This is a genomic window from Chromobacterium sp. CCUG 76385 (assembly GCF_059916625.1).
Genome location: NZ_JAUCGU010000005.1, coordinates 51,827 through 65,976 on the forward strand (window position 1 = coordinate 51,827; position 14,150 = coordinate 65,976).

Here is a 14,150-nt window from a genome sequence, read left to right on the forward strand (position 1 = left end):
ATCATTCCTCTTTGCCATCGGCCAGCGCGTGGCCATGGCTGCCGCGCCACTTCAGGCACCATAGGCGGAAGCGGTCCAGATACAGGTAGACAATCGGCGTGGTGTACAGCGTCAAGAGCTGGCTCAGCAGCAGGCCCCCGACGATGGAGATGCCCAGCGGCGTGCGCAGCTCGGCGCCGTCGCCGCGGCCCAGCGCCAGCGGCAAGGCGCCGAACAGCGCGGCCATGGTGGTCATCATGATGGGGCGGAAGCGCAGCAGGCAGGCCTGCAGAATGGCGGCTTCCGGCGTCAGCCTCTGTTCGCGCTCGGCGGTCAGCGCGAAGTCGATCATCATGATCGCGTTTTTCTTCACAATCCCTATCAACAGCAGGATGCCGATCAGCGCGATGATGTTGAACTCGCCACCGGTGGCCATCAGCGCCAACAACGCGCCCACGCCGGCCGAGGGCAGGGTGGAGAGAATGGTGATCGGATGCACCACGCTCTCGTACAGCATGCCCAGCACGATGTACACCGCCACCAGCGCCGCCAGGATCAGATAGGGCTGGCTGTCCAGCGAGGCCTGGAAGGACTTGGCCGTGCCCTGGAAGCTGGCGCGAATGCTGCTGGGCAAGCCGATGTCGGCGATGGCGGCGTCGATCGCCTGCGTGGAGTCGGACAGCGATTTGCCCGGCGGCAGGTTGAACGAGATGGTGGTGGCGGCAAACTGGCTCTGGTGGTTGACCGACAGCGAGGTATTGGTCGGTTTCCAGCTGGCGATGGCTGACAGCGGCGTCGGCTGGCCGCCCGGCGTTTGCAGATAGATGTCGCGCAGGCCTTCCGGACTCTGCCAGTATTGCGGCGCCACCTCCAGCACCACATGATATTGGTTCAAGGCGTTGTAGATGGTGGAGACCTGGCGTTGGCCGAAGGCGTCGTTCAGGACCGAATCCACCTGGGCCTGGGTCAGGCCCAGCCGCGCCATCGCCGCGCGATTGAAGGTCAGCGAGGTTTGCAGGCCCTTCACTTCCTGATCGTTGTTCAGATCCGCCAGGAACGGAATCTTGCTCATCGCCTGTTGCACCTTGGGCGTCCATTCGCGCAGCTCGGCGAGGTCGTCGCCCTGCAAGGTGTACTGGTACTGCGCATTGCTGGAGCGGCCGCCGATGCGGATATCCTGCACCGACTGCAGGAACAGCTGGGCGCCGGGCTCGTTGGAGAGTTTCTTGCGCAGCCGGGCGATGACCTGGTCGGCGCTTTCCTTGCGCTCCGTAAGCGGTTTGAGGCTGACGAACATATTGGCGCCGTTGCGCTGCCCGCCGCCGGTGAAGCCCACCACCTTGTCCACCGCCGGATCGGCGCCCACCACGTCGATGAAGCGCTGCAGTTTGTGCTGCATGGCCTGGAAGGAGATGCTCTGGTCCGCGCGTATCATGCCGGTGAGGCGGCCGGTATCCTGCTGCGGGAAAAAGCCCTTGGCGATGACGGTGTACAGGAACACGTTCAAGGCGATGGTGGCGCCCAGCATCACCATCATCAGGCGGCTGTGGCGCAAGGCCCAGCTGAGCGAGCGGCGGTAGCCGTCCAGCATGGCGTCGAACGCGCGCTCGCTCCATTGGAACAATTTGCCCGGCGCTTGATGCGCGTCATGCGCCTTCAGCCAGCGCGCGCACAGCATGGGCGTGGTGGTCAGCGAGACGACCAGCGAAACCAGGATGGCGACGGACAGGGTGACGGCGAATTCGCGGAACAGCCGGCCGATGATGCCGCCCATCAGCAGGATGGGGATGAACACCGCGATCAGCGAAATGCTCATCGACAGCACGGTGAAGCCCACCTCGCGCGCGCCTTGCAGCGCGGCCTGAAACGGTTTCATGCCGTTTTCTATGTGACGCGAGATGTTCTCCAGCACCACGATGGTGTCGTCGACCACGAAGCCGGTGGCGATGGTCAGCGCCATCAGGCTCAGGTTGTTCAAGGAGAAGCCGGCCAGATACATCACGGCGAAAGTGCCTACCAGCGACACCGGCACGGTGATGGCCGGAATGGCGGTGGCGCGGCCGCTGCGCAGGAACAGGAACACCACCATGATGACCAGGCCGATGGAAATCACCAGCGAGCGCTCCACTTCGGACAGCGAGGCGCGGATGGTCGGCGTGCGGTCCATCACCTGATTGATCTTGATCGCCGGCGAAATCGACGCCTGCAGCTGCGGCAGCAGCGCCTTCACCCGATCGACGGTTTCGATGATGTTGGCGCCGGGCTGGCGGAACAGGATCAGCATCACCGCCGGCTGCTTGCCCAGCATGCCGGCGTTGCGCAGGTCGACCACGGAGTCGTGCACTTCGGCCACGTCCGAGATGCGCACCGCGCTGCCGTTTTTGTAGCTGACGATCAGCGGCAGGTAGTCGCTGGCTTTGCCGGCCTGATCGTTGGCCTGAACCTGCCAGTGGCGGTCTTCGTTTTCCAGAAAGCCCTTGGGCCGGTTGGCGTTGGTGCTGGTGATGGCGGCGCGCACCGTTTCCATGCCGATGCCGTAGTGGTTCAGCTGGGCCGGGTTCATTTCCACCCGCACCGCCGGCTGGGCGCCGCCGCCGATGATGACATTGCCGATGCCGTCCACCTGGGACAGTTTCTGCCCCAGGATGGAGTCGGCGGCGTCGTACATCTGGCCGCGGGTCATGCTGTCCGAGGTCAGCGCCATGATCATGATGGGCGCGTCGGCCGGGTTCACCTTGCGGTAGGTGGGATTGGACGGCATGCCGGTGGGCAAGAGCGAGCGGGCGGCGTTGATGGCCGCCTGCACGTCGCGCGCCGCGCCGTTGATGTCGCGGTCCAGATCGAACTGCAGCGTGATGTTGGTGGAGCCGAGCGAGCTGGTGGACGTCATCTCGGTGACGCCGGCGATGCGGCCCAGGGCGCGCTCCAGCGGCGTGGCCACCGTGGCGGCCATGGTTTCCGGGCTGGCGCCGGGCAGCTTGGCCGATACCGAGATGGTGGGGAAGTCCACCTGCGGCAACGGCGACACCGGCAGCAGCTTGAAGGCGATCAGGCCGGCCAGCAGGATGGCCAGCGTCAGCAGCGTGGTGGCCGCCGGGCGGCGGATGAAGGGCGCCGACGGGATCATGCTTCAGCCTCTTCGCTCAGCTCCGGCTTGGCTTGGCGGCCGAAGCGGCGCGCCAGGCGGTCGAAGGCCAGGTAGATCACCGGGGTGGTGAACAGCGTCAGCACCTGGCTGACCATCAGGCCGCCCACCATGGTGATGCCCAGCGGTTCGCGCAGCTCGGAGCCCATGCCGCCGCCGAGCATCAGCGGCAGCGCGCCCAGCAGCGCCGACATGGTGGTCATCAGGATCGGACGGAAACGCAGCAGGCAGGCCTGGTAGATCGCCTCGCGCGGGCTCATGCCGTGTTCGCGCTCCGCCTCCAGCGCGAAATCAATCATCATGATCGCGTTTTTCTTGACGATGCCGATCAAGAGGATGATGCCGATGATGGCGATCACCGACAGGTCGGTGCCGGTGACCATCAGCGCCAGCAGCGCGCCGATGCCGGCGGACGGCAGGGTGGAGAGAATCGTGATCGGATGAATATAGCTTTCATACAGCACGCCCAGCACGATGTACATGGTGACGATGGCGGCCAGGATCAGCCACAGCGTGTTGGACAAGGACGCCTGGAACGCCATGGCCGCGCCCTGGAATTTGGTGTCCATGCTGGCCGGCAGGCCCAGCTCGGACTCGGCCTTGCGGATGCCGTCCACCGCCTCGCCCAGCGACGCGCCTGGCTTCAAATTGAAGGAGATGGTGGCGGTGGGGAACTGGCCCAGATGGTTGATCGCCAGCGAAGTGGGGCGCTCCTCTATGGTGGCCACGGTGTCCAGCGGCACCGGGCCGCCGCTGGCGGTGGGCACATAGATGCCCTTCAGCGACAGCAGGTCGCGTTGATGCGCGGGGTCCACCTCCAGCACCACGCGGTATTGGTTGGTCTGGGTGAAGATGGTGGAGATCAGCCGCTGGCCGAAGGCGTCATACAGCGCGTTGTCGATCGCGGCGGTGGTGACGCCGAGGCGGGAGGCCACGTCGCGGTTGATGTTGACGTAGGCCTGCAGGCCCTTGTCCTGCAGGTCGCTGGCCACGTCGGCCAATGCCGGTTCCTGTTGCAGCCGGCGCACCAGCTTGGGCACCCAGGTGGATAAGTCGTCCTGGCTGGTGGCCTGCAGCGTGAACTGGTACTGGGTGCGGCTGACGCGGGCGTCTATGGTCAGGTCCTGCACCGGCTGCAGATACAGCGACATGCCGGGCACGTCGGCGGCGCGCTGTTGCAGGCGCGCCAGCACGGTGCGGATATTGTCGCGCTGGTCCTTGGGTTTCAGGTTGATCAGCAGGCGGCCGCTGTTCAGCGTGGCATTGGCGCCGTCCACGCCGATGAAGGACGACAGGCTGTCCACCGCCGGGTCTTTCAGCAGCGCGTCGGCAAGCGCCTCCTGACGATCAGCCATGGCGCCGAAGGAGATGGATTGCGAGGCCTCGCTGATGCCCTGGATGGCGCTGGTGTCCTGCAGCGGGAAAAAGCCCTTGGGCACGGCCACGTAAAGCGCGGCGGTCAGCGCCAGGGTGCCGACTGCCACCAGCAGCGTGGTTTTCTGTCGGTCCAGCACCCAGTTCAGCGCCACGCCGTAACGGGCGATGATGCGGTCGAAGAATTGCCCGCTGGCATGGTAGAAGCGGCCTTGCTTCTCTTCCGGCACGTGCTTGAGCAGCCGCGCGCACATCATCGGGGTCAGCGTCAGCGAGATGAAAGCGGAAATCAGGATGGACACCGCCAGGGTGATGGCGAATTCGCGGAACAGCCTGCCCACCACGTCGCCCATGAACAGCAAGGGGATCAGCACCGCGATCAGCGAAATGGTCAGCGAGATGATGGTGAAGCCGATCTGCTTGGAACCCTTCAGCGCCGCGGCCATCGGCTTTTCGCCTTCTTCGATGTAGCGGGCGATGTTCTCGATCATCACGATGGCGTCGTCGACCACGAAGCCGGTGGCGATGGTCAGCGCCATCAGCGTGAGATTGTTGATGGAGAAGCCCGTCAAATACATCACGCCGAAGGTGCCCACCAGCGACAGCGGCACCGCCACGGCGGGGATGATGGTGGCGGGAATATTGCGCAGGAAGACGAAGATCACCATCACCACCAGCGCGATGGCCAGCATCAGCTCGAACTCCACGTCCTCCACCGAGGCGCGGATGGTCACCGTGCGGTCGCTCAGCACGTGGACGTCCACCGCGCCGGGCAGCGTGCTTTGCAGCTGCGGCAGCAGGGCCTTGATGCGGTCAGTCACCTGGATCACGTTGGCGCCGGGCTGGCGCTGTACGTTGAGGATGATGGCCGGCGTGGTGCCGGACCAGGCGGCCAGGCGCACGTTTTCCGCGGAATCCACCACCTTGGCCACATCCTTGAGGAACACCGGCGCGCCGTTCTGGTAGGCGATGATGACGTTTCTGTATTCCTCGGCGGATTGCAGCTGGTCGTTGCCGTCCACCGTGGATGCCTGCAGCGGGCCGTCGAAACTGCCCTTGGCCTGGTTGACATTGGCGCTGCCGATGGCGGTGCGGATGTCTTCCAGCGTCAGGCCGCGCGCCGCCAGCGCCTTGGGATTGCTCTGGATGCGCACGGCCGGCCGCTGGCCGCCGCTGATGCTGACCAGGCCGACGCCGGGCACCTGCGACAGTTTTTGCGCCAGCCGCGTGTCCACCAGGTCTTCCAGCTTGGTCAGCGGCAGGGTGGGGGAGCTGACGGCGATGGTCAGGATCGGCGTATCGGCCGGGTTGACCTTGTTATAAATGGGCGGACTGGGCAGGTCCGACGGCAGCAGGTTGCTGGCGGCGTTGATGGCCGCCTGGACTTCCTGTTCGGCGACATCGAGCGTCAGGTCCAGGCTGAATTGCAGCGTGATGACCGAGGCGCCGCCGGAGCTGGACGAGGACATTTGCGACAGGCCCGGCATCTGGCCGAACTGGCGCTCCAGCGGCGCGGTGACCGACGAGGTCATCACGTCGGGGCTGGCGCCGGGATACAGCGTCACCACCTGGATGGTGGGGTAGTCGACCTCGGGCAGCGCCGAAACCGGCAGCATGCGCCAGGACACCAGGCCGGTCAGCAGGATGGCCACCATCAATAAGGTGGTGGCCACCGGCCGCAGAATAAACGGACGGGACGGATTCATGCCTTTTCCTTCCGTTTAGTTGGCGGCGGAGGCTGGGCGCTTGCCCTGCGGGCCAGCGCCGTGCTTTTTATGTCCCTTGCCCGCGCTGGCGGCGGCTTCGCGCGCTTGCGCGGCGCGATCCACGACTTTCACCTGGGCGCCGTCGCGCAGTTTGTCTACGCCGTCTATGACTACGCGTTGGCCCGGCTTCAAACCGTCCTCGATGATGGTGTTGTTGCCTGAGGCCGGGCCGGTTTTGACCTTGGCCAGGCTGACGGTGGAATCGTCGCCCACGGTGTAAACGTAATTGCCTACTTTGCCCAATTGCACCGCCACCGTCGGCACTACGATGGCGTTTTTGCGCACGCCCAGTTCCAGATTGACGTTGACGAACTGGTTGGGGAACAGCTCTTGCTGTTCATTGGCGAATTTGGCCTTGATGTTGATGGTGCCGGTGCCGGTGTTCAGCTGGTTGTCCAGCGCCAGCAGCGTGCCGTCGGCCAGCTTGTGCTTGTTGTCGCGGTCCCAGGCCTCCACTTTCAGCGTCTTGTTGTCCCTGGCGGCCTGCAGCACCGAGGCCAGGCTGACTTCCGGAATGGCGAACACCACGTTGATGGGCTGGGTCTGGGTGATGGTGACCAGGCCGTTGGCGTCGCTGGCGTGGACGATATTGCCCGGGTCCACCTGGCGCAGGCCGACGCGGCCGCTGACCGGCGCGGTAATGCGGGCGTAGTCGACATTCAGCTTGGCCGCGGCTACGGCGCCTTGGTCCACTTTGACCGTGCCCTCGTATTGATGCACCAGGGCCTGTTGGGTATCGACCTGCTGTTTGGAAATGGAATTCTGTCCCGACAGCTGCTGGTAGCGCGCGAGGTCTATCCTGGCATTGGCCAGCAGGGCCTGGTCGCGTTGCAGCTGGCCTTCCGCCTGGGTCAGCGTGGCCTGGTAGGGACGGGAGTCGAGTTCGGCCAGCAACTGCCCTTGCTTGACCATCTGGCCTTCGCTGAAGTGCACCTTGTCCAGCTGGCCGTCGACGCGGCTGCGCACGGTCACGGTATAGGTGGAGTTGACTGTGCCCAGTGCGTTCAGCCGCAGTGGAGCATCCATGGTTCTGACTTCGGTCACGCCCACGGCCACCGGCGCCGCCCCCTTGTTCCTGGCTGCCGCCTCCATTGCATTCTGGCTATGTTGGTGCCACCACCAGCCGCCGCCCAGGACGGCGATGACGGCGATGGCGAGCGGCAGACGGCGGGATTTGACGGGCGTGGGGCTTGACATGCAGGTGCTCCGGAATGGCGTATCATTTGTTATTGATCGTGCATAGCATGACAGTTTTTCATGCGTTTTGCTGCATAGCTGGCGTATAAGGCGGCAGACTATGCCAATAAACCGTGCTAAATCGTGCCTGCATAATATGAGCGTGGTTTGAGCGCGGGCGCGCTTTGTGTTTGAATTTGTTAAATTAAAGCAATTGTTTGCTTTCTTTTTTTGGCGGCATGTCTCGAGCGGCACCGGGAAACGCTTTTGAGTCATGGGCTTGCGCGCGGCGCCGCTCGGTGACGTCTAGATTGTGATTTTTACCGGTTGTTTGCGTATGGGATGAAATGTTTACGCGAAATTTATCCGCCACGGTCTAGCATGCGCTTTTCACCGTGCCCGCGGCACGGCAGGGAAGCGTAGCGACAAGGAGATGACGATGCAGGCAGGTGTGCGCAACGGGGCCATCGCGGCTTCCGATCGAAAACGACAGCCGCCGGTGGCGATGCTGGCGCTGGCGGCGCTGGGCGTGGTGTATGGCGACTTGGGCACCAGCCCGCTGTACGCCTTGCAGGAGGCGTTCAACGGCGATCACGGCGTGCGGCCGACGCCGGACAATGTGGTGGGCGTGGTGTCGCTGTTCTTGTGGTCGCTGATTTTGATGGTCAGCATCAAGTACGTGCTGGTGTTGATGCGGGCCGACAACAAAGGAGAGGGCGGCATTCTGGCGCTGCTGGCGCAGATCGCCGGCGACAAGGCCGAGACGGCCGGCCATTCCACTTGTTTCTGGGTCTTGCTCGGCTTGGCTGGCGCAGCCATGTTGTATGGCGACGGCGTGATCACGCCGGCCGTTTCCGTGTTGAGCGCGATGGAAGGTTTGCAGGTGGCCACCCCCGCGCTGGCGGCCTATGTGGTGCCGGCTACGGTCGTGATTCTGGTGCTGCTGTTCATGGTGCAGCCATTCGGCTCCGGCCGGGTGGGCGTGGTGTTCGGCCCCATTCTGGCCGCCTGGTTCGTGGTGATCGCGGCGCTCGGCATCGCCCAGTTGTGGCAGAACCCGGTCATTTTGCAAGCGATCAACCCCTTGCATGGCATCAGCTATTTTCAGCGCAACGGCTTTGCCGGCTTTGTTTCGCTCGGCGCGGTGGTATTGTGCCTGACCGGCGCCGAGGCGCTGTACGCCGACATGGGGCATTTCGGCGCGCGGCCGATTCGCTTGGCCTGGTATGGCCTGGCGCTGCCTGCGCTGCTGCTGAGCTATCTGGGGCAGGGCGCGCTGCTGCTGGCCCATCCCCATCTGTCAGGCCGGCCGTTCTATTCGATGGTGCCGGAGTGGGGGCTGTATCCGATGGTGGCGCTGGCGACCTTGGCCACCATCGTCGCGTCGCAGGCGCTGATCACGGCGGTATTCTCCCTCACCCATCAATCGGTGCAGCTCGGTTTCTTCCCGCGGGTGCTGGTGCTGCATACCTCGCGCAGCCATAAGGGCCAGATTTATCTGCCGCTGCTGAACTGGCTGCTGATGATGGCCACCGTGGCGGTGGTGCTGGGTTTCCGCCAGTCGGACAAGCTCGCCGCCGCCTTTGGCCTGGCCGTATCCACCACCATGGCCATCACCACCATCTTGTTTGCCGTGCTGGCGCGTAGCCGTTGGCATTGGCCGTGGTGGGCGGTGATGGCGGTGGCGGGCAGCCTGTTCGTGGTCGATCTGGCTTTCGTGCTGGCCAACGCGCTGAAATTCATGGATGGCGGATGGCTGCCGCTGACATTGGGCCTGTTCATGTTCATGCTGATGGGCTGCTGGTTTGGCGGCCGCCGTCTGCAGGTGAAGGAAGGGCAGGACAGGCAACTGCCTATCGAGGCCTTGCTGTCCAGTTTGCAAATGAATCCGGTGGCGCGCATTCCGGGCGTCGGGGTGTTTTTGTCGGAGAGCGCGGACGGCGCGCCGCTGGTGATGCTGCATCATCTGAAGCACAACCAGGTGCTGCACGAGACCGTATTGCTGCTGACCCTGCAGATGCAGGACGTGCCGCGGGTGAAAGGCGAGCGTGTGGCGGTGCGGCGGCTGGGCGAGGGCGTGGCGCGCGTGGTGGCGCGCTATGGCTATATGGAAGAACCCGATGTGCCGGAGGTGATGGCGCATGCGGCCGCCTTGCTGAATCTGCCGGAGCTGGAGCCGCTCTGCACCACTTATTATCTTGGGCGGCAGACGCTGGTTCCCGCCATGGGCAGCAGCGGTTTCAAGCGCTGGCTGATCGGCGTGTTCAGTTTTCTGCGGCAGAACGAGCGCAGCGCCACGCTGTATTTCCGTTTGCCGCCAAACCGGGTGGTGGAGTTGGGCGCCCGGATTGAGCTGTAATGCAACACTTTGCGTGATAAGGCAATGAGGCCGAGCTGAGCCCGGCTTTTTCTTGCCTGTCGGGCGGTGCGGGCGAGTCGATATTTCTCTTTCGAACATGACATTTTCGTTTTTTGCTGGAAATGGCGGATTCAGGCTAGTCAATGCCCGCGATCAATGTCATTCTTTGCCGCTTTATTAGTCGACCCTTAAGATCGGGGGCCGTCCGGCGCGAGCCGCGCGGCGAGAAATACGCAGAGAGAGTTGGATATGGACAAGAAACAAGACGCCCAGGAGCTGCGCCGTTCGCTGCAGGCGCGCCACCTGTCGATGATCGCCATCGGCGGCTCCATCGGCACCGGCCTGTTCCTGGCCTCCGGCGCCACCATTTCGGGCGCCGGCGCCGGCGGCGCGCTGCTGGCCTATGCGCTGGTGGGCCTGATGGTGTACTTCCTGATGACCAGTCTGGGCGAAATGGCCGCCTTCATGCCGGTGTCCGGCTCGTTCCAGGTTTACGGCTCGCGCTTCGTCGATCCGGCCTTCGGCTTCGCCCAGGGGTGGAACTACTGGTACAACTGGGCCATCACCATCGCGGTGGAGCTGGCCGCGGCCGCCATCATCATGAATTACTGGTTCCCCGGCGTGCCGGGCGTGCTGTGGAGCGGCGGCTTCCTGGTCATCATCTTCGTGCTGAACTACTTCTCGGTGAAGGGTTTCGGCGAGGCGGAGTTCTGGTGCTCGATGCTGAAAGTGGCCACCATCATCGCCTTCATCGTCATCGGCTTTTTGATGATTCTGGGCATCATGACCGAGCCCGATCCGCACCGCATCGCGCCGGGCCTGGCCGTGATGACGCAGGGCGACGGCGCCTTCATCGGCGGTTTGGCCGCCTTTGTCGGCGTGGCCATGGTGGTGGGCTTCTCGTTCCAGGGCACCGAGCTGATCGGCGTGGCCGCCGGCGAGTCGGCCAATCCGGGCCGCACCATTCCGCGCGCCGTGCGCCAGATTTTCTGGCGCATCCTGATGTTCTACATGCTGTCCATCCTGATCATCGGCCTGATTCTGCCGCACAACGATCCCTCGCTGCTGAAGAACGACATGAAGGACGTCGGCGCCAGCCCGTTCACCCTGGTGTTCAATCGCGCCGGCCTGGCCTTCGCCGCCAGCCTGATGAACGCGGTGATCCTGTCCGCCATCCTGTCCGCCGGCAACTCCGGCATGTACGCCTCCACCCGCATGCTGTACGCGATGGCCAAGAACGGCATGGCGCCCAAGCTGTTCGGCAAGCTATCCGACAACGGCGTGCCGCGCAACGCGCTGTATGCCACCACCCTGGTGGCCTGCCTGTGCTTCCTGACCTCCTTGTTCGAGAGCAATGCGGTGTATATGTGGCTGCTGAACTCGTCAGGCATGACGGGCTTCATCGCCTGGCTGGGCGTCGCGATCAGCCACTACCGCTTCCGTCGCGCCTATGTGAAGCAGGGTTACAGCCTGGATGACCTGCCGTATAAAGCCAAGTGGTTCCCGCTGGGCCCGATGTTCGCCTTCGCCTTGTGCCTGCTGATCATGCTGGGCCAGAACTACACCGCCTTCACCGCGGCCAAGGTCGATTGGTACGGCGTGATCGCCACCTATTTGGGCATTCCGCTGTTCCTGGCTTTGTGGTGGGGCTATCGCGTGATGCACAAGACGAGTCTGGTGCCGCTGGAGGAGATCGAACTGGCCGAAGCGCACCGCAAGGCGCTGGATCAGCGCGACGAAGGCAAGGGCGGCAAACTGGCCTCCGCGCAAGCCTGACGGCGACTTGCAGATATTTGACAAAGCCCGCTGGCAAGCGGGCTTTTTTTATGGTTTCATCCGCAATCTCGATACCATTTGAAATATTCCGCGGAGCCGGCCCCGATGCAGTTGCTGTCCATCTTCATGACCAAGTTTCTTTTCGTGATGGCCGCGCTGCTGCCCATCATGAACCCGCCGGGCCTGGTGCCCATTTTCATCTCGATGACGGCGCGCAATACGCCGCAGCAGCGCCGTTACTTGGCGCGCCGGATCGCCCTGTATTGCGCCTTGCTGCTGGTGGGCAGCATGTATGTCGGCGGTTATGTGCTGTCGTTCTTCGGGGTTTCGCTGCCGGTGGTGCAGATGTCCGGCGGCCTGCTGATCACCTTTGCCGCCTGGCGCATGTTGAACGACACGCCGGCGGAATCCAGCCAAACGTCCAGCGAACCTGCGCGTTCTGACAACACGGCCGAGCTGAAGCAACGCGCCTTCTATCCCTTGACCTTCCCCCTGACGGTGGGGCCGGGCTCGATCTCCGTCGCCATCACCATCGGCGCCACGCTCACCGGCAGCGGCAAGGGCATCGTCCGCTACGCCATCGCCCCGCTGGCGGGATCGGCCGCCGTGCTGGCCAGCAGCGTGCTGGTCTACCTGTGCTACGCCCACGCCGACAAGCTGCTGCGCTACCTGGGGCAGACCGGCTCCATCGTCTTCCTGCGGCTGTCCGCCTTCATCTTGTTGTGTCTGGGCGTGCAGATCATGTGGGACGGTTTTGGCGAGCTGGCCAGCCAATGGCTGCAGGATCATGCCGGCCTGCTGCATTGACCGGTTGATGCCGCATGGCTGCGCCATGGCCGGCGTTTATTGATTTGAGGCAAAGCGACGGCGGGTAGGGCGGCGCACACTGTGTTCAACATTTCGAGTCCATTCATGGAGACGGACAATGAGCACAAGCGCTTTCTTCATCCCCTCGCTCAATCTGATGGGCGCCGGCTGTCTGCAACAGGCGGTAGAAACCATGCGCGGCCATGGTTTCCGGCGCGCCTTGATCGTGACCGATCAGGGCTTGGTCAATGCCGGCTTGGCCGGCAAGGTGGCCGGGATGCTGGGCGAGGCCGATATCGAGCCGGTGATCTTTGACGGCGTGCATCCGAACCCAAGCTGCGCCAACGTCAATGCCGGCCTGTCCCTGCTGAAAGAGAAGCAGTGCGATGTGGTGGTGTCGCTGGGCGGCGGCTCGCCGCACGACTGCGCCAAGGCCATCGCGCTGGTGGCGGTGAACGGCGGCAAGATCCAGGACTACGAGGGCGTGGACCGGTCGGCCAAGCCGCAATTGCCGCTGGTGGCGATCAACACCACCGCCGGCACTGCGTCGGAGATGACCCGCTTCTGCATCATCACCGACGAATCCCGCCACATCAAGATGGCCATCGTCGACAAGCACACCACGCCGATTCTGTCGGTCAACGATCCGGAAACCATGGCCGGCATGCCGGCCTCGCTGACGGCTGCCACCGGCATGGACGCGCTGACCCACGCGGTGGAGGCCTATGTGTCCACCATCGCCACCCCCATCACCGACGCCTGCGCCTTGAAGGCGGTGGAGCTGATCGCCGGCTTCCTGCGCCGCGCGGTGAAGGATGGCAAGGACATGGAAGCGCGCGAGCAGATGGCTTACGCGCAGTTCCTGGCCGGCATGGCCTTCAACAACGCGTCCTTGGGCTATGTGCACGCGATGGCGCACCAGCTGGGCGGTTTCTACGATCTGCCGCACGGCGTGTGCAACGCGGTGCTGCTGCCGCATGTGCAGGTCTTTAACGCCGCCGTCGCCGGCGAGCGGCTGGGCGATGTGGCCCTGGCCTTGGGCGAGAAGACCCGCAGCGCCGAAGCCGCCATCGCCGCGATCAAGCGTCTCGCCGCCGATGTCGGCATCCCCGCCGGCTTGAAAGAGCTGGGCGTGAAAGAAGCCGATATTCCGACTTTGGCCGACAACGCCTTGAAGGACGCCTGTGGCCTGACCAATCCGCGCAAGGCCAGCCACGAAGAAATCTGCGCGATCTTCCGCGCGGCCATCTAGCCGCGCCGCCCGGCCCCTGCGGCCGGGCTTCTCCGCGGCCTGAACGTTCCAGGCCGCGGAATCACCGCCCACGGGAAGCTGGCCAGCATAGGCCGGCGCCTCGCGGACAAGGAGGGTTATATGAACGCCTCTATACGTCTGGTTTCCATCGGGCAATGCAAAATTCCCCCCGGCAAGGGCTTTCTACTGTCAAGCAAGTGGCCGCGACAGTGGCCGCGCGCAGCCCTGCTGCCGGACCACTGGCTGCGTCGCGTGCTGCCTACGGAAGAACTGGTGGCCTGGATGCATGGCGATAGCGTGCGTTGGCCGACGTTCTGCGACATTTACTGGGCCGATCTGAGCGCCAATCCCGCGCGCTGGCAGGCCTTGCTTGGGGCGATGCGCGAGGGCGAGCTGGTATTGCTGCATGATTGCGGCGACGGCCAGTACACCTCGGTGCGCGCGCTGGAGCTGTTTTTGCGGCGGCAGGACGAAAACGGCATGGCGGCCTGAGCGGCCAAATTTCCTAAGCGAAAC

8 protein-coding genes are annotated in these 14,150 nt (G+C 64.0%); 5 read left to right on the forward strand and 3 right to left on the reverse strand.

What is annotated here, in order from left to right; all coding sequences use genetic code 11:
* Position 1: 1 nt before the first annotated feature.
* The 3 genes from QUG01_RS05590 to QUG01_RS05600 are packed head-to-tail and all read right to left on the reverse strand — an operon-like array spanning position 2 to position 7,461.
* Positions 2 to 3,106, reverse strand: coding sequence for a multidrug efflux RND transporter permease subunit (locus QUG01_RS05590; protein WP_500829262.1), 3,105 nt, complete (start codon positions 3,104 to 3,106; stop codon positions 2 to 4).
* Positions 3,103 to 6,204 (reverse strand): MdtB/MuxB family multidrug efflux RND transporter permease subunit, encoded by a 3,102-nt coding sequence (locus QUG01_RS05595; protein ID WP_500829263.1) that lies wholly within the window; start codon positions 6,202 to 6,204, stop codon positions 3,103 to 3,105. Before QUG01_RS05595 ends, QUG01_RS05590 begins: the two co-directional genes overlap by 4 nt.
* 15 nt (positions 6,205 to 6,219) lie before the next feature.
* Positions 6,220 to 7,461 (reverse strand): MdtA/MuxA family multidrug efflux RND transporter periplasmic adaptor subunit, encoded by a 1,242-nt coding sequence (locus tag QUG01_RS05600; RefSeq protein WP_500829264.1) that lies wholly within the window; start codon positions 7,459 to 7,461, stop codon positions 6,220 to 6,222.
* A gap of 418 nt (positions 7,462 to 7,879) precedes the next feature.
* On the opposite strand from QUG01_RS05600, the gene QUG01_RS05605 reads away from it, so the two are divergent.
* The 5 genes from QUG01_RS05605 to QUG01_RS05625 all read left to right on the forward strand — a co-directional run bounded on the left by QUG01_RS05605 (position 7,880) and on the right by QUG01_RS05625 (position 14,126).
* Positions 7,880 to 9,799, forward strand: a complete 1,920-nt coding sequence (locus QUG01_RS05605; protein WP_500829265.1) for a potassium transporter Kup — start codon at positions 7,880 to 7,882, stop codon at positions 9,797 to 9,799.
* A gap of 249 nt (positions 9,800 to 10,048) precedes the next feature.
* Entirely contained in the window at positions 10,049 to 11,575 is a 1,527-nt protein-coding gene (locus QUG01_RS05610; protein WP_500829266.1) for an amino acid permease, read from the forward strand.
* Positions 11,576 to 11,680: 105 nt separating this feature from the next.
* Positions 11,681 to 12,382 (forward strand): MarC family protein, encoded by a 702-nt coding sequence (locus QUG01_RS05615; protein ID WP_043626159.1) that lies wholly within the window; start codon positions 11,681 to 11,683, stop codon positions 12,380 to 12,382.
* 118 nt (positions 12,383 to 12,500) lie between these two features.
* The gene (gene yiaY / locus QUG01_RS05620; RefSeq protein ID WP_500829267.1) at positions 12,501 to 13,634 is read left to right on the forward strand and encodes an L-threonine dehydrogenase; all 1,134 of its coding nucleotides are present in this window, start codon (positions 12,501 to 12,503) and stop codon (positions 13,632 to 13,634) included.
* Between the two features lie 120 nt (positions 13,635 to 13,754).
* A complete protein-coding gene (locus QUG01_RS05625) occupies positions 13,755 to 14,126 on the forward strand; it encodes a DUF488 domain-containing protein (RefSeq protein ID WP_500829268.1) in 372 nt (123 codons plus the stop codon).
* The last annotated feature ends 24 nt before the right edge of the window (positions 14,127 to 14,150 follow it).

What these genes read in the sequence shown, in the direction of transcription:
- QUG01_RS05590 (WP_500829262.1), bottom strand. Translation starts at nt 3,106, where the DNA reads ATGATCCCGTCGGCGCCCTTCATCCGCCGCCCGGCGGCCACCACGCTG.
- QUG01_RS05595 (WP_500829263.1), bottom strand. Translation starts at nt 6,204, where the DNA reads ATGAATCCGTCCCGTCCGTTTATTCTGCGGCCGGTGGCCACCACCTTA.
- QUG01_RS05600 (WP_500829264.1), bottom strand. Translation starts at nt 7,461, where the DNA reads ATGTCAAGCCCCACGCCCGTCAAATCCCGCCGTCTGCCGCTCGCCATC.
- QUG01_RS05605 (WP_500829265.1), top strand. Translation starts at nt 7,880, where the DNA reads ATGCAGGCAGGTGTGCGCAACGGGGCCATCGCGGCTTCCGATCGAAAA.
- QUG01_RS05610 (WP_500829266.1), top strand. Translation starts at nt 10,049, where the DNA reads ATGGACAAGAAACAAGACGCCCAGGAGCTGCGCCGTTCGCTGCAGGCG.
- QUG01_RS05615 (WP_043626159.1), top strand. Translation starts at nt 11,681, where the DNA reads ATGCAGTTGCTGTCCATCTTCATGACCAAGTTTCTTTTCGTGATGGCC.
- yiaY (WP_500829267.1), top strand. Translation starts at nt 12,501, where the DNA reads ATGAGCACAAGCGCTTTCTTCATCCCCTCGCTCAATCTGATGGGCGCC.
- QUG01_RS05625 (WP_500829268.1), top strand. Translation starts at nt 13,755, where the DNA reads ATGAACGCCTCTATACGTCTGGTTTCCATCGGGCAATGCAAAATTCCC.